General features: G+C 59.1%; 13 protein-coding genes. 5 read left to right on the forward strand and 8 right to left on the reverse strand.

What is annotated here, in order from left to right:
• Positions 1 to 100: 100 nt before the first annotated feature.
• The gene (locus LOY43_RS23495; protein ID WP_095050645.1) at positions 101 to 1237 is read right to left on the reverse strand and encodes an acyl-CoA dehydrogenase family protein; all 1137 of its coding nucleotides are present in this window, start codon (positions 1235 to 1237) and stop codon (positions 101 to 103) included.
• A gap of 250 nt (positions 1238 to 1487) precedes the next feature.
• Here LOY43_RS23495 and LOY43_RS23500 point away from each other — a divergent pair, with 250 nt between their 5' ends.
• A complete protein-coding gene (locus LOY43_RS23500; protein ID WP_175555647.1) occupies positions 1488 to 2384 on the forward strand; it encodes a GlxA family transcriptional regulator in 897 nt (298 codons plus the stop codon).
• 196 nt (positions 2385 to 2580) lie between these two features.
• Here the strand turns inward: LOY43_RS23500 and zapE are convergent, their stop codons facing one another.
• The 3 genes from zapE to LOY43_RS23515 form a co-directional block, all read right to left on the reverse strand.
• Positions 2581 to 3675 carry a cell division protein ZapE gene (gene zapE / locus LOY43_RS23505; RefSeq protein ID WP_095050644.1) on the reverse strand — a complete coding sequence of 365 codons (1095 nt, stop codon included), beginning with the start codon at positions 3673 to 3675 and terminating at the stop codon, positions 2581 to 2583.
• 90 nt (positions 3676 to 3765) lie between these two features.
• Entirely contained in the window at positions 3766 to 5121 is a 1356-nt protein-coding gene (locus tag LOY43_RS23510) for a tryptophan--tRNA ligase (RefSeq protein ID WP_258708808.1), read from the reverse strand.
• A gap of 24 nt (positions 5122 to 5145) precedes the next feature.
• On the reverse strand, positions 5146 to 5775 hold the full coding sequence (locus LOY43_RS23515) for an alpha/beta hydrolase (protein WP_095050667.1): 630 nt from the start codon (positions 5773 to 5775) through the stop codon (positions 5146 to 5148).
• 144 nt (positions 5776 to 5919) lie between these two features.
• Between LOY43_RS23515 and LOY43_RS23520 the strand changes: the two genes are divergently transcribed.
• On the forward strand, positions 5920 to 6354 hold the full coding sequence (locus tag LOY43_RS23520) for a YhcB family protein (RefSeq protein WP_095050642.1): 435 nt from the start codon (positions 5920 to 5922) through the stop codon (positions 6352 to 6354).
• Between the two features lie 226 nt (positions 6355 to 6580).
• Here LOY43_RS23520 and LOY43_RS23525 read toward each other — a convergent pair whose 3' ends face one another.
• Positions 6581 to 7318: an OmpA family protein gene (locus tag LOY43_RS23525; protein ID WP_095050641.1), complete on the reverse strand. Its 738-nt coding sequence runs from the start codon at positions 7316 to 7318 to the stop codon at positions 6581 to 6583.
• 117 nt (positions 7319 to 7435) lie between these two features.
• Positions 7436 to 8080 carry an MBL fold metallo-hydrolase gene (locus LOY43_RS23530; RefSeq protein ID WP_220556975.1) on the reverse strand — a complete coding sequence of 215 codons (645 nt, stop codon included), beginning with the start codon at positions 8078 to 8080 and terminating at the stop codon, positions 7436 to 7438.
• A gap of 116 nt (positions 8081 to 8196) precedes the next feature.
• On the opposite strand from LOY43_RS23530, the gene LOY43_RS23535 reads away from it, so the two are divergent.
• The 3 genes from LOY43_RS23535 to LOY43_RS23545 are packed head-to-tail and all read left to right on the forward strand — an operon-like array spanning position 8197 to position 11634.
• Positions 8197 to 10125 (forward strand): protein kinase domain-containing protein, encoded by a 1929-nt coding sequence (locus LOY43_RS23535; protein WP_258708809.1) that lies wholly within the window; start codon positions 8197 to 8199, stop codon positions 10123 to 10125.
• 24 nt (positions 10126 to 10149) lie between these two features.
• Positions 10150 to 10824 (forward strand): VWA domain-containing protein, encoded by a 675-nt coding sequence (locus tag LOY43_RS23540; protein WP_095050638.1) that lies wholly within the window; start codon positions 10150 to 10152, stop codon positions 10822 to 10824.
• 3 nt (positions 10825 to 10827) lie between these two features.
• Positions 10828 to 11634 carry a PP2C family serine/threonine-protein phosphatase gene (locus LOY43_RS23545; protein ID WP_220556977.1) on the forward strand — a complete coding sequence of 269 codons (807 nt, stop codon included), beginning with the start codon at positions 10828 to 10830 and terminating at the stop codon, positions 11632 to 11634.
• A 52-nt stretch (positions 11635 to 11686) separates the two neighbouring features.
• Here the strand turns inward: LOY43_RS23545 and LOY43_RS23550 are convergent, their stop codons facing one another.
• Both LOY43_RS23550 and LOY43_RS23555 read right to left on the reverse strand, forming a co-directional pair.
• Entirely contained in the window at positions 11687 to 14419 is a 2733-nt protein-coding gene (locus tag LOY43_RS23550; protein WP_095125775.1) for a LuxR C-terminal-related transcriptional regulator, read from the reverse strand.
• Between the two features lie 175 nt (positions 14420 to 14594).
• Positions 14595 to 15959: a DUF1329 domain-containing protein gene (locus LOY43_RS23555; protein ID WP_258708810.1), complete on the reverse strand. Its 1365-nt coding sequence runs from the start codon at positions 15957 to 15959 to the stop codon at positions 14595 to 14597.
• Positions 15960 to 15982: the final 23 nt, after the last annotated feature.

A 15982-nucleotide genomic window follows, 5' to 3' on the forward strand; every position in this document is an offset into this window, starting at 1 on the left:
TGGGAGCGAGCCTGCTCGCGAAGAGGCCGATCAGATCACCACCAAAGCGGAACGCGGAGCGTCCCCGGCGGCATTCCCACGCAGAGCGTGGGAACGATCATCAAAGCGACCGCGCAATGATCTCCTTCATGATTTCATTGGTGCCGGCATAGATCCGCTGCACCCGCGCATCCGCCCACGCCCGGGCCACCGGGTACTCCCACATGAAGCCGTAACCGCCATGCAACTGCACGCACTCGTCGAGCACCTTGCATTGCAGATCGGTGCCCCAGTATTTCGCCATCGCCGCCGTCGGCACGTCGAGCTTGCCTTGCAGGTGCAGCTCCAGACATTTATCGACGAACACTCGGCCGATCTGAATTTCAGTTGCCATCTCGGCCAGCTTGAAGCGGGTGTTCTGGAAGTCGGCAATGGCTTTGCCGAACGCCTTGCGATCGCGGGTGTAATCAAGCGTCCATTGCAACGCCGCTTCAGCTGAAGCCAGGCCACCGATCGCCACCGTCAGACGTTCTTGCGGCAACTCCTGCATCAGATAAGCGAACCCGGCCCCGGCCTGCCCCAGCAGGTTTTCTTTCGGCACGCGCACGTCCTGGAAAAACAATTCCGACGTGTCCTGCGCCTTCATACCAACCTTCTCGAGGCGCTTGCCCTTATCGAAACCCGGCGTACCCGCTTCCACCAGAAACAGGCTGGTGCCCTTGGCGCCGGCCTTTGGATCGGTCTTGGCCACCACGATCACCAGATCCGCGAGAAAGCCGTTGGTAATGAAGGTTTTCGAACCGTTGATCACATATTCGTCACCGTCCAGCACAGCGGTGGTCTTCACACCTTGCAGATCGGAACCCGCCCCCGGCTCGGTCATGGCGATGGCCGTGACCATCTCGCCCGAAACCAGTTTCGGCAGGTATTTGTGCTTCAGCGCCTCGCTGCCGTAATGCAGGATGTACGGCGCGACAATGTCCGAATGCAGCGAGAAGCCGATGCCGGTCAGGCCCAGTCGCCCGACCTCCTCGATCACCACCGCACTGTAGAGAAAGTCCGCCCCCAGGCCGCCGTATTCTTCCGGCAGGTGCGAGCAGAGCATCCCCGCCTCCCCGGCCTTGTTCCAGAGTTTGCGGTCGATATGGCCTTGTTTCTCCCATTGCGCATGGAACGGCACCGCCTCTTTTTCGAGGAAGGTGCGGACGCTGTCGCGAAACAATTCGTGCTCGGAGCTGAACAAGGTTCTGGGGATCATGCGGCACCTTTCTTTGTTGTTGGAGGGAGATGGCCTTCAGAGACTAAGCCTCCCCTCTGACACAGGACACTGGACACATCCGACAAAAAATAAGACGATCCAGCCGTCTGGTGACCACTTTCCCTTATAAAAACAAAACAAAAGTTGAATTATGTCCAAGCAAGTCTCCACGCCCTTGCGGCGCGTCAGCATCCTGGCAATCGACCGGGTTTTCGCCTCCACTCTCATGCAAGCCAAGGATTTCTTCCATCTGGCCAGCCTGCGTTATGGCAAACAACTGGGCCACGGCCTGACTCCAGCGTTCGAAACACGCTTGGTCAGCCCCGACGGCAAACCGGTGAACAGCTTCAGTGACGTGGTAATGCCGGTCGACGGTGGCCTGGAAAACGCCGACGTCATTATCCTCCCGGCGTTCTGGGACGATTTCGACACGTTGTGCGGCCGTTATCCGCAAGTGTTGCCCTGGCTGCGTGAACAGCACGCCCGTGGCGCGGTGTTGTGCGGTGAAGCCACCGGGGTGTTCTGGCTGGCCGAGGCCGGCCTGCTCAACGGCAAGGAAGCGACCACCTACTGGCGTTTCTTCAATGCTTTCGCCGAGCGCTTTCCCAAGGTCTATCTCAATCAGGACAAGCACCTGACCGATGCCGACAACTTGTATTGCGCCGGCGGTACCACGTCAGCCTGCGACCTTTACATCTACTTGATCGAGCGTTTCTGTGGGGCCAATGTCGCGCAAGCCGTGGCCCGCGACATTCTCTATGAAGTGCAGCGCAGCTATGCGCCAGGACGCATCGGTTTCGGTGGGCAGAAGCTGCACCAGGACGTGATCATCCTGCAGATCCAGCACTGGCTTGAAGAGCATTTCGCCGACAAGTTCCGCTTCGAAGACGTCGCCCGCGAGCACGGCATGAGCATCCGCAACTTCATGCGCCGCTTCCAGACCGCCACCGGTGACAAGCCACTGCATTACCTGCAACGCCTGCGTATCGAAACCGCCAAGGGCCTGCTGTCCGGCAGCCGCAAGAGCATCAAGACCATCAGTTATGAGGTCGGTTACGATGATGCGAGCTTCTTTGCGCGGCTGTTCCGTCAGCACACCGAGCTGTCGCCGAATCAGTATCGACAGCAGTTTCAGCAGGCGGCATAGCCCCCCGAAGCAAATACAAAACCTGTGGGAGCTGGCTTGCCAGCGATAGCGGTTTGTCAGTGAAATAAATATCACCTGACACGACGCCATCGCTGGCAAGCCAGCTCCCACAGGGATCGCAGTCCGCTCGAATTTTGCTTCAGCGCATAAAAAAGGGCCTGCAATTGCAGGCCCTTTTTCTTTGCCGAAAATCCGCTTAAGGCTTGTGCGCCCGCGATAGGAATTCGTGGGACTGCATTTCCAACAGTCGGCTCAGCGTGCGCTGGAACTCGAAATTCAGACGGCCGCCGGTGTACAGATCCTTCAACTCGACTTCAGCCGAAATGATCAGCTTCACGTTACGGTCGTAGAACTCGTCGACCATGTTGATGAAGCGGCGCGCAATGTCGTCAGTGGTGACGCTCATCTGCTCGACACCGCTGAGCAGCACGGCGTGGAAGATCTTGCCCAGTTCGATGTAGTCGTTCTGGCTACGCGGGCCGTCGCACAGTTCACGGAAATCGAACCACGCCACGTCGTCACATGTGCGCAACGCACGGATCTCGCGGTTTTCGATGATCAGCACATCGTTCTCGACTGCGGCGGTGCACTCCGGCGTCAGCGCGCGGAAGCTCTTGCGCAGGCTTTCGTGAGCAGCTTCGTCGAGCGGATAGTGGAACAGCTCGGCTTGTTCGAGGTGACGCAGACGGTAGTCGACGCCGCTGTCGACGTTGACGATCTCGGTATTCTGCTTGATCAGCGCAATCGCCGGCAGGAAACGCGCACGTTGCAGACCGTCCTTGTACAGGCCGTCCGGAACGATGTTCGAGGTCGCGACCAGGGTCACGCCGTTCTTGAACAGTTCTTCCATCAGCGTGCCGAGGATCATCGCATCGGTGATGTCGGAGACGAAGAATTCATCGAAGCAGATCACCCGCGACTCAGTCGCAAAGCGCTTGGCGATGATGGTCAGCGGGTTTTTCTCGCCGCCGAGGGTTTTCATTTCTTCGTGCACACGCTTCATGAAACGGTGGAAGTGAGTGCGGGTCTTTTCCTTGAACGGCAGTGCTTCGAAGAAGGTGTCGACCAGGTAAGTCTTGCCGCGACCCACGCCGCCCCAGAAATACAGGCCCTTGACCGGCGTCTGATCCTTTTTGCCGAACAGTTTGCTCAGCAGACCCGGCTTGTTCTGATCGGCGGCGATCAGATCCTCGTACAGACGCTGCAAATGACGCACGGCAGTTTCCTGCGCGGCGTCATGGAAGAAGTCCGGGCGTTTCAGATCAGCTTGGTATCGTTCTAGGGGCGTCATAATTCGTTAGCAAGGCAACAAAAACGGGCCGTCACTGTAGCGACGGCCCGTGGGAATGGCAATCGGCCCTTGGTCGGACCGTGCCGCCGATTAGTCCTGAACCGGGGTCAGCGCGACGCGCAGAGCCTCGATGGCCGCATCTCGCGCAGCAGTGTCAGCGAATGCCGGGCTGTCGCCAACGCACTCGCCCTCCAGCCAGACGCTGAAGCTCAGGTCTTCGCTGCGCACGTCCAGCGGCTGGCAGGATTGCAGCTGTTTGGTCACCTGGCCTGCGGCTTTGCCGTCGGCGAAGTTGCGCGATAGCAGCAGTTGCTCGCCATCGGCTGCCAGCAGACGGAAACGGAAACTACCGTCGTCTTCACGGAAACTGACGAAACGCGCGGCTTTCGCGGCTTTCTTCTTCGTGGTCGCGGCGACTTGCACCTGATTGACGAAGGAACGCAGGCCCACGGCTTCACGCAGTTCATTGAGGAACGGCGTTGCCACGGCACGGGCTTTCTTGGCGCCGATTTGCAGGATGTCTTCCAGGTCTGCCGGGCGCTCGATCAACTGGTGATACTTGTCGCGCGCTTCGCCGAGATCGTTGTCGAGCAACTGGAACAGACGGTTCTTCGCCTCGCCCCAACCCAGACCACCGAGCAGTTCGCTGCGGAACTCATCAGCCTGCGCCGGTGTGGCGAAGGCCTGGAACAGGGTGAACAGGTGCGAGTTGTCCGGATCCTTGGCTTCGCCTGGCGCTTTGGAGTCCGTGACGATCCGCGAAATCGCGTCCTTCATCTCTTTGGCGCTGGAGAACAACGGGATGGTGTTGTCATAGCTCTTCGACATCTTGCGACCGTCGAGGCCTGGCAACGTCGCCACGCTTTCTTCAATCAATGCTTCGGGCATGGTGAAGAACTCTTTGCCCTGACCAAACAGATGGTTGAAACGCTGGCCGATGTCGCGGGCCATTTCCACGTGCTGGATCTGGTCACGACCGACCGGCACCTTGTGCGCGTTGAACATCAGGATGTCTGCGGCCATCAACACCGGGTAGCTGTAGAGGCCCATGGTGATGCCGGCGTCCGGGTCTTCACCGGTTTCGACGTTCTTGTCCACCGAAGCCTTGTAAGCGTGCGCACGGTTAAGCAGGCCCTTGGCCGCGACGCAGGTCAGCAGCCAGGTCAGTTCAGGGATTTCCGGGATGTCGGACTGACGGTAGAAGGTCACGCGGTCGACATCGAGGCCACCGGCCAGCCAGGTCGCAGCGATTTCCAGACGCGAGCGCTGGATGCGCAGCGGGTCATCGCATTTGATCAAGGCGTGGTAGTCGGCCAGGAAATAGAACGAATCGGCATTGCTGTCGCGGCTGGCGAGGATCGCCGGGCGGATGGCGCCGGCGTAGTTGCCCAGGTGCGGCGTGCCGGTGGTGGTGATGCCGGTGAGGATACGGGTACGGTTCGTCATGGGTAATCGCTTGTCAGACTGCAATCAATTCGAGAGACGCGGCAGGATCAGATCCTTGAGATCGGTCAACTTGCCATGAAAAAAGTGTCCGCATTCTGCCACTTTCAGCAGCTCATGGGGGCGCTGGAGTTTTTCCGACCAGGCGTAGACCAGTTGCGGATCGATGACTTCGTCGGTTTCCGGCTGGATCACGGTGAGTTCGCCATCTTGTGGCAATTGATCCTGTTCGCTAAGACGCATCACCGCTGGCGCGACCATGAACAGGTGCTTGAGCTGCACGCCTTGGGCTTCGAGACGGCCGCCGAGACTTGCGGCAACAAATCCGCCGAAGGAGAAACCGAACAGGGTCAGTGGCAGATCCGGGTGTTTTTCACGCAGCCATGCAGCGGCAGCCTGAGCATCGTCGACCTCGCCGGTGCCCATGTCGTGGGAACCTTCGCTGGCGCCAACGCCGCGATAGTTGAAGCGCAAGGTGATCAGGCCGGCGTCGCGCGCGGTGCGCTGCAGGGTCGAGACGACCTTGTTGAGCATGGTGCCGCCCTGCACCGGGTTCGGATGGCAGATCAGCGCGATGCCGATTGGCTGCTCGTTATCCAGGTACAGAGACTCAAGTTGACCCACCGGGCCGTCAATCACTACAGGGGTTTCACGCATCAGCAAGGAAGGAACTCCGTGACCTCGAATCGGGTCGACTCGTCTAGCAAATTGTCTGTGCCAATCTATTGCGAGTGAATCGCGGTATACAGCGCAGGTTCGAGCCGTTAACGTAAAGCAAAGCCGTTTATAGAGGAAGGACTCGTGGAACACTCGCTCTTAGTTTGGTTGTTACCGACTCTTGCCCTGGTTGTGGGTGTCGCCATTGGATTCCTGATCGCGCGCGTTGCGCCGAACGCCGCGCCGAGCCGTACGCAGCGTCAACTGGATGATATCCAGGAGCGTTTCGACAGTTATCAAAACGAAGTGGTCACCCACTTCAACAGCACCGCGATGCTGGTCAAGAAGCTGACCCAGAGCTATCAGGAAGTGCAGGATCATCTCGCCGAGGGTGCCAATCGTCTGGCCCTGGACGAGCAGACCCGCCAGCGCCTGATCGCTGCCCTGCACGCTGACGCGGCAGTCACGCCACGTGAACGCCTGACGCCACCGCGCGATCAGGAGCCACCGCGAGACTACGCACCGAAGACCCCGAACTCGCCGGGCATGCTCGATGAGCACTATGGTCTGAAGAAGTAATCAGCCTTCGCTGAAAACAAAAAGCCCCCGGACAGTGATGTGTCCCGGGGGCTTTTTTGTGTCTGTAATCTTCGGTGTTTGTAGCAGCCCCTTCGCGAGCAGGCTCGCTCCCACAGGGGAATGCATTTCAAATGTGGGAGTGAGCCTGCTCGCGATGAGGCCATAACAGGCCAGACAAAAAAATGCCCGATCACAGGACCGGGCATTTCTTCATTCGGGCAAGCGCTTACGGATACTGCTGAACCGTACCCGGCTGCTGTTGCTGCTGACCACCATACTGCTGACCCGGAATCGCCTTCAGGTTGACTTCAACGCGACGGTTCTGCGCCCGGCCATTCACGTCACCGTTACTGGCAACCGGGTTATCCGGGCCGGCACCACGGGCGGAGAGGTTGGCACCGCTGACACCTTGCGAGGTCAGGTAGGTCGCCACGCTCTGCGCACGACGCTGGGACAGGTCCATGTTGTGCTGGCGGCTACCGGTGCTGTCGGTATAGCCAACGATCTCGATCTGGTTCTGGTTGAACTCTTTCAACGAGCCCGCGAGGTTGTTCAGCGGCTGGTAGAAGCTTGGCGCGATGTTCGCCGAATCAGTGGCGAACGTAATGTTGCCCGGCATGATCAGCTTGATCTGATCGCCTTGGCGCTGCACTTCAACGCCAGTGTTGGCCATGCTCGCGCGCAGTTTCTTTTCTTGCTGGTCGGCGTAATAACCGTAACCGGCGGCGGACGCACCCACCACCGCCGCACCGATCAAGGCACCTTTGCCGCGGTTGTCGTGACCGATGGCGGCACCGGCCAGTGCGCCGGCGAGTGCACCGAGGCCGCCGTATTTGGCGGTTTTGCTCATGCCTTGCGAGCCACCGTCGGCCTGGCCCTGATTGTCATACGGGTTAGGCGAGGCGCAGCCGGACAGCAAGGCCACGGCAGTAGCGACAATAATCAAACGACGCGTGGTGAACATGGAGAGCTCCTACTTTTTTTGCATTCTGTGGTGCAGCGGCCACTAAGTAATGGACCTGTGCGGGCGTTGGATCATGACAATGCACAAAAATTCCGCGGAGCACTCGTGACAAAATATTCAGGCGCGCACAAACGGGTTTTCGCGCATTTCATCACCCAGACGCGTATCCGGCCCGTGACCGGTCACCACGGTCGCATCCTCGTCCAGCGTATATAGCCGCTGCTTGATCGAACGCACGATGGTCGCCTGATCGCCGCCCCATAAATCCGTGCGCCCTACCCCGCGACGAAACAACGTGTCGCCGGCTATCAACAGCTTAGCCTCGGAAAACCAAAAGCTCATGGAACCGGGTGTATGTCCCGGCGTGTGCAGGGCAACACCGCAACCGCAGGCCAGTTCCTCATCGTCGCTCAACCAGCGATCTGGCGATGGCACCGGTGTGTAGGGCACACCGAACATCTGGCACTGCATTTCGAGGTTGTCCCAAAGGAATTGGTCCTCCTTGTGCAAATGCAGGGTCGCGCCGGTTTTTTCCTTCATCTGCCCGGAAGCGAGAAAGTGATCGAGGTGCGCGTGGGTGTGAATGATGCTGACGACTTTCAGGCCATGGGCATCAAGGCGCGCCATGATCAGGTCAGGATTACCACCCGGGTCGACGACGATGGCTTTTTTGGTGATCGGGTCGCCGATGATGGTGCAGTTACACTGGAGCGGACCGACGGGAAAGGTTTCGCGGATGAGCGCTGTGTTCGGGGTTTGCATGGTTTTGATCCTGATGCCAGGGCGTGCCACTGCGGTTGTGATGCGCAAAATTGATGGGGTATCCTCGCGCCGTGCCAATTTTGAAACAAGACGGCAGGAAGCCAATGCCCCACTCTATGGAACACGTGCTCGTCGATAAAAGCGTCCTTTTACTGGACCCGGACATTATCAACCGCATTCGCGCCAGGAATGGTTTGCCTTTTATCACCCATTCCGATCTTCTGAAGCTTCAGTCCCTGACCGAGGGAAAAGAGCAGGTCCACCGCAACGCACGGGATTTTTTTCGGTACTTCATCGGCAAACCGTCTCGGCCGCACCGTGCGCTCCCTAAAGGTACAGCGCTGCATCCCGGCGATCTGCTGGCCGAATGCTCGTTCAATGGCCAAGCGATCTTCGCGCTCAAACGCACGACCACGCCACTGGAGCAAAGCCCGTCGGGAGAAGTCGTCGACTTGTGCCGCCATTACGATCTGCTGCTACTGACATGCGACGAATCGCAGCTCGCGCAGTGCAAAGCCGCGCAGGCCAGAGCCCAGCGCTGGACCGGACCGGCACCCTCGCTACCACCTAAAAGTGCACCTGCACCTGCACCTGCACCTGCACCTGCACCGATCGTGCCTTTCGACATGCCGGCAACCCCGCTCCTCACTGCCGACATGGTTATTCGCAACCAAGGTGAACGTGTCGCGCAAGGCTCGGTGGTGACCACCTCGAGCGGTCGTCAATTGACCCTGGATAAAGCCATCAGCGCCGGCGGAGAAGGAACGATCCATGCCGTGGCTGGCAACGCAGAAGTCTGCAAGATCTATCACATTGAAAAACTCACGACCCGGCGCCGCGAGAAAATCAGCCTGATGGTGACGCGTAAAATCGCCGAACCCGGCATTTGTTGGCCGACCGAGCTGGTGTTCAATGCGCAAAAGGAGTTCGTGGGTTATGTCATGCCTCGCGCGGATGGCAGAACACTCCACAGCACGGTATTCGTCAAACAGGTACTGCTGAAGACCTTCGCGAAATGGACGCGGCGTGACCTGGTGAATGTCGCGACCGCCTTTTTGAAACAGGTGCACTATCTGCACTCGCTGAATATCATCGTGGGCGACATCAATCCGATGAACCTGCTCGTGACGGCAGACAGCAACAAGGTCTGGATGGTCGATACCGACAGCTTCCAGATTGGACATTTCCCCTGCGAAGTGGGCACGGTGCCGTTCACCGCGCCGGAAATCCAGGACGAAAAATATGGCGACTACCTGCGCACAAAAAATCACGAGCTGTTCGCCATCGCCACCATGCTGTTCATGATTCTGCTGCCAGGCAAACCACCCTACTCTCAACAGGGTGGCGGAACGGCTTCCGACAACATCAAGAACATGAACTTCCCCTACCGATTCAAAAAGGGCAGCGGCATCGGCCGGGCAAGCGTCGCGCCGGTGGGCGTCTGGCAGCATATCTGGAGTCATTTGCCGTATCCGCTTAAACAGGCATTCAGCAATACTTTCGAAGACAATCAGCGACGCCCCATCGATGACTGGCTAAAACTGCTGACTCAGTACGGCGAAGGGTTACGCAAAGGCAAACATTGCGATGATTTGTTTCCTGCCGCGTTTCATATCAAAGATCCCGTTGAAGACGTCTGTGGCAGTTGCAAAAAGCCCCACAAGGTGGCCAAGGACTGGTTTGAAAAAATGAAGGCGGCAGGCAAGCCGACCATATGCTCGGACTGCCAGAAAACAGCGAAACTGAAAAAACTGGCCAGTGAGAGCCAAAAGAAAATCGAGCAGGCCGGCCAGCGTGCGGCGCCACCTCCGGCGCCCATCGCGCCTCGCCCAACGCCGCCCCCGCCTCCCAAAGTGGCGGCACCGGCACCGAAACGTCCTGCGCCCGCGGCTGCACCTGCAACCGCTCGCCCGACAGCGGCAAGGCCGCCGCAGCAACCGACATCCGCTCGACCGCAACCCTATCGACCATTGCCAGTGCACGCGAGCAATCCGCAAAACATCGTTTTGCGCTGGTTCAAACGACTCTTGAAGCGTTGGCTGTAACGCTCACCCCACAAGGACAATTCCATGCCAGACAACTATCTCCTCAGTCAGGAAGAACTTGCTGAGAACCCGACCACACGCGTACCCGTCTGCCTCGTGCTGGATGTCAGCGGATCAATGGAAGGCGAACCTATTGCAGAACTGCACTCGGGCGTTCAGCAGTTTTTCGAAGCAATCAAGGACGATGAAATAGCGCAATATGCCGCTGAAATCTGCATCGTGACTTTTGGCGGAACAGCGCAGAAAGTCATGGATTTCGGCTCCATCAGCCGTCAGGACGTACCGCCGCTGGTCGCTTCCGGCATGACTCCGATGGGGCACGCCGTGGGCATCGCTCTGGATTTGCTGGAAGCGCGCAAAGAGGATTATCAACAGGCTGGCGTGGATTACTTTCAGCCGTGGATGGTTCTCATGACGGATGGCGAGCCGACCGATGACATTAGCGAAGCAGCCACTCGCGTCAGCGACATGATCAGCAAACGCAAACTGACCGTGTTCCCCATCGCAATCGGTAAAGCCGCGAACGTACAATCGCTGGCTCGATTCTCGCCGTCACGCCCGCCACTGCGCCTCAAAGGCCTGCGCTTCAACGAGTTTTTTGCCTGGCTGAGCAAAAGTGTTTCCCGTGCCTCACAGTCGACACCCGGTGACGCAGTGCCACTGGATATCAAAGGCATCGAAGCCTGGGGACAGGTCTGAGCCATGTCTGACCTCCCAGACTTCACCTGTAAAACCGCTTTCGCGTCGGTCGCGGGGCGCTCGCACCTGAAAACTCAAACACCTTGCCAGGACTATGTCGCGGCAAGAGAGTCCAACGGCGTGACCTGCATAGCCCTGGCTGACGGTGCGGGCTCCAGAGCCCGGTCGGACATTGGCGCCCAGGTCGCGGTCACCGCGACACTCGCCTACGTCTGCAAGAATTTTGAAAGCCTTTGGCAAAATATGGAAAAAATCCATGCGAAGGCAGCCCAGCGTCTGGTCAATCGCTGTCTGGACGCATTCAGGCGCAAATCCGCCAAGCACGGCGGCGACATCAACGATCTGGCGTGCACCCTGTCGTTCGTTGCTTACTCGCAGGGTCGCTACATGGCCGGGCACTTGGGCGATGGTGTCATCGCAAGCATTGATTCGGACGGGCAACTCCAGACTCTCTCGCCTCCAGAAAACGGTGAATACGCCAATACCACCTGGTTTCTGACTGACCCTAAAGCGATATCGAAGCTACGGTTGTACCGCGGCCACATCGACACGCCAACCGGCTTTGCGATCATGAGTGACGGCAGCGCAGAAAGCCTTTATCAAAAATCCAGCGGATTACCTGCACCGGCAGTCAAGACACTGCTGGGGTGGAATGCGACGCTGCCTGGGAAAAAATTCAAAGCTGTGCTGAGCGAGAACCTGCAACAGTCCATCGCCAGCAAAACTAGCGATGATTGCGCCTTGGGCCTGATGTCGATTCTTGAACGTGAGGGGTCGATAAACGGCGTGGACGCTGACGAAGCGAAGTAATCGACAACCTCTGGCCCAAGGTTCGCCTTGCGCCAGAGGCATCCAGCTCCGGTTACTGCAACACCCCCAATTCTTTCGCCCGGGCCACCGCTTGCGTGCGCCGCTCGACCCCCAACTTGCTGTTTATGTGGCTGGCGTGGGTTTTCACGGTATGCAAAGAGATAAACAACTGTTCGCTGATCTCCTGATTCGAACAGCCTTGGGCGATCAGGCGTAGTACCGCCAGTTCGCGGCTGCTGAGTTGCTCAGCCACTGCGCAATCCACAACCGGGCGAGACGTCGCTGGCGGGAAGTGATCAAGCAGTTGCTGTCCTGTGAGCGCCGGCGAAGTCTGCAATTGGCTTCGCAGCCAATTCTCGTGCCCCTTCATCAAGGCATCGAACGGCTGCAGCACGCCTCCGGCGGCTGCTTCCAGCGCCTGACCCAATGCCTTGCGCGCTTCAGGCTCGCGGCCACCTGCCAGCAACAGCGCCACCTTCTGCGTCAACGCCATCACACTGAGCAACTGCCGGCCGGTTTGCTGGCCGTTTTCATGCAACACGTTCAAACGCCCTTCGGCGAGCATCGGTTGCCCCTGAATAATGTCCAGCAACGCCTGTTGCAGTTCCACATGCAGCGGCAGTTGTGGATGGAACTCCGGCGGCGCAGCGGCGCGTTCGCCGGTGTAGGTCTGGCCCAATCGCGCCAGCCACGCTTCGGCCAGATCAGTACGGCCCTGCGCCAGCCATAGTTCACATTTGACCAGCGTGATCATCGCCAGGTAGTAGATCGGCGGCACGTCCCAGATGTGCATCAGGCGTTCGGCTTCGGCGAGTTCGGCAAAAGCCTTGGCGAATTCGCCACTGCTGCCGTCCAGACGAGCGATGACACAATGGCCGATCAATACGCTGATATCGCGACAGGCTCGTGCCTCGCTGATCCCGGCCAACAACCGCACGCGTGCCGCCTGAGGCTGCAAGCGCATGGCCAACAGAAAACCCTCATACAACGTCAGCCGAGCGCGCACCGCGTACAGACGTTGTGGCGACAAACCACGCAGTCGCTCAAGGCCCTGATGGACTTCATCGAGTGCGCGCAGGATTTCGCCACGCGATTGCAACACCCGTGCACGGTCGTAATGGGCCAAAGCTTCGAACAACGGATTGCCGACCCGCTGCGCCAGCTCCAGGGATTCGCGGTTAAGACCGCGTGCACGCCACAGATCGCCATCGGCAATGGCCAGATTGGACAAGGTCGATAGACACATCAGCCGTTGGCCATAACGTTTGGCCGGCAGGCTTTCCAGGGCCTCGGTGCAATATCTGATCGTCAGCTCACGGTGCCCACGCCCTCGAGCGATAATCCCGCTCAACGCCAGCCATTGCGCCAGCATCGACTTTTGCGCGGTAGCGGAAGGCGCCGGCAGGAAACGGCTCAGATGGCTGGACAACTCTTCGGCGGCATCGAGCTGACAGGCCAGCCCCAGCGCCCAGCTGTACAACACGATCAAGCGCGGGGTGCTGATCAACAGGCTGTCTGGCAGGTCCATTTTCCAGCGCAGCAGCATGCCGACGTTTTGCTCGGCCAGCAGTTGCTCCTCCGAGAGGTTCTGTACCAGATTTGCCGCAACATCCAGGTGACCGGCGCGCAACGCCTGCTCCACGGCTTCATCCAGCAGCCCTTGTGCGTTGAACCAGCGACAGGCACGCAGGTGCAGCGTTGCAGTCGGCACCATCGCCTGAGCAATCGGCCGACTGCGCAACAAATCCGAAAATAAATGGTGATAACGATACCAGTGACCGTGCTCGTCCAGCGGCACCAGAAAGACCTGATGGGCCAACAGGAAACGCAGGATCTCGGCGCTGTCGTGGGCTTCGCGAACGGCGTCGCACAACTCGCTGCAAAAGCGTTCCTGGGGGGCGGTGTCGTACAGAAAGGCTTGCACCTCGGCCGGCAGGCAGTCGATGACCTCTTCCAGCAGATAGTCGCGGATCAGCCCTTCCCCCCCGTTCAACGCTTGCGGTAGCGCCGCATCGCTGCCGGCCTCAGACACCGCGAGCAGCCAGAACCGCAAACCGGCGACCCAGCCTTCGCTGCGTTGGATCAGGTTTTCCAGCGCTTCACCGCGCAGCGAACTGCTGTGGCGATCGAGCAAGGTCAGGGCTTCGTCGTGAGTCAGGCGCAGATCCGCTTCATGCAACTCCAGCAACTGCCGTGACAGACGCAAGCGCGCCAGATGCCAGTCCGGACGCTGGCGGCTGGTGACCATCACCAGCAAGCCATCGGGCAAATGGTTGAGGAAAAACTGCAGGCAGCGATCGAGCACCGGGCCTTGCGCAAGATGGTAATCGTCGAGCACCAACAGCAGCGGCGCATCGGGATCGAGGTGCAGGGTCAGTTCATCGAGCAGGCCGTCGAGCCATTCTTCGAAGGCGAAGGGCTGATGGCGTTGGCGCATTTTCAGCAGGCCGAGTGCGCGACTGCCCAGTTGCGGAAAGTAGTCCTGCAAGCCTTCGAGCAGACGTTCGAGAAAGCGCCCCGGGTCGCTGTCGCGAGGACTCAGGCCCAGCCAAAGGCTTTGCCAGTGTGCCGGCAGACTCTGACAGAACTCCACCGCCAGCGAACTCTTGCCAAACCCGGCAGGGGCACTGACCAGCAACAGACGCCCACCGAGCCCGGCCTGCAGGCGCTCGCAAAGGCGTGGTCGCAAGACGTAGCCGTCGGGCAGCGGCGGGCGGAAAAAACGCCCGTCCAGTGCCGCGACGGCAACACTTGCGGGACCCGGAAGTGGGGACAGATCAGTCATGGCCGGCTCTTGTTCGAATTGCTGTTGGCGGCATTGCAGATGTCCGCAGACTAGCCTTAAACGAACCGGTTATGAAGGTTGCTGCTACAAATGGCTACAAAAAGGCTACACGCAAAAAAACGCCCCGAACCAGTCGGGGCGTTTTCACGAGGATGCGGCCTCGGGTTACAGCGGGTTAGCGAACGCCATCCTGACGCAGTGCGGCCGGGGTGAAGTCGCTGGTGGTGGCGGTGAAACCGAAGTCATACGCACTCTTCTCTTCGTTCTTCATGCCCAGTGCCAGATAGCGGCCGGACTGCAAGTCGTAGAGGGTTTCCAGGGCATACCACGGCACTTGCTTGTCGTAGTAGTTCTCGGCATGCGCTTCGGCGACGCGCCACAGTTGGCCGCGACCGTCGTAGTGGTCGATCACCGCTGCTTGCCAGGTGTCTTCATCGATGTAGAAGTCACGTTTGGCGTAGATGTGACGCTGACCTTCTTTCAGGGTGGCAACCACATGCCAGACGCGGCGCAGCTCGTAACGCGCCAGATCCTGGTTGATGTGACCGGCCTTGATGATGTCGGCGTACTTCAGTTTCGGATCGTCGAGCTTGTAGCTGTCGGAGGCGATGTAAATCTCTTTCTTGCCTTCGAGCTTCCAGTCGTAGCGATCCGGCGCACCGTTGAACATGTCGAGGTTGTCGGAGGTACGCAGGCCATCCGCCGCAGTACCCGGACCGTCATAGGACACTTGTGGCGCACGACGCACACGACGCTGGCCGGCGTTGTAGACCCACGCCGAACGTGGTTCCTTCACCTGATCGAGAGTTTCGTGCACCAGCAGCACACCACCGGCCAGACGTGCCGGCGCGGTCACTTTCTGCTTGAAGTAGAACAGGATGTTGCCCGGGTTCGCCGGATCGTAGTCCTTCATCTTGTCGCGGAACACGAACTGATCCTGGAAGTACACCAGGCTGTACGAGCCGTTCGGTTGCGGCGTGGCCTGAGTCACCAGACGAGTCACGCTGCCGCCGCGATAGCGGGTGATGTGGTTCCAGATGACTTCCACACCGGTTTTTGGAATCGGGAACGGTACAGCGGTATCGAAGTTTTCCAGACCGTTGCCGCCGGACACCAGGTTGGTGGTGGTGGCGTTTTTCTTGATCGCTGCGAACACGTCATCCGGCACGGTCGCACCACGATGGGACGGGTAGACCGGCATCTTGAAGGTGTCCGGGTAACGCTTGAACATCGCGTACTGACCTGGCGCCAGCTTGTCCTTGTACTTGTCGACGTCTTTCGCAGTGATGGTGAACAGCGGTTGCTCACTGGCGTATGGATTGGACAGGAAACCCTTGCTGTCGACCGAGCCGGCATTCTTCGGCAGCGGCTTCCACGCCGGGATGGAACCGTCGGCGTTACCGGCCATTTCAGCGCCCATCGGCGTCAGGCTCTTGCCCAGTTTGTCGGCTTCGGCAGCAGGCACGGCGGCCATGACGCCGGTCGCCAGCAGCGACAGGCCCAGAACACCGGCGTGGAACAGACTCTTTGTTATTTTCATAAATTCGTTCGTCCTGAAATGCA

This window comes from Pseudomonas sp. B21-041 (assembly GCF_024748675.1).
Lineage (GTDB): Bacteria > Pseudomonadota > Gammaproteobacteria > Pseudomonadales > Pseudomonadaceae > Aquipseudomonas > Aquipseudomonas neuropathica.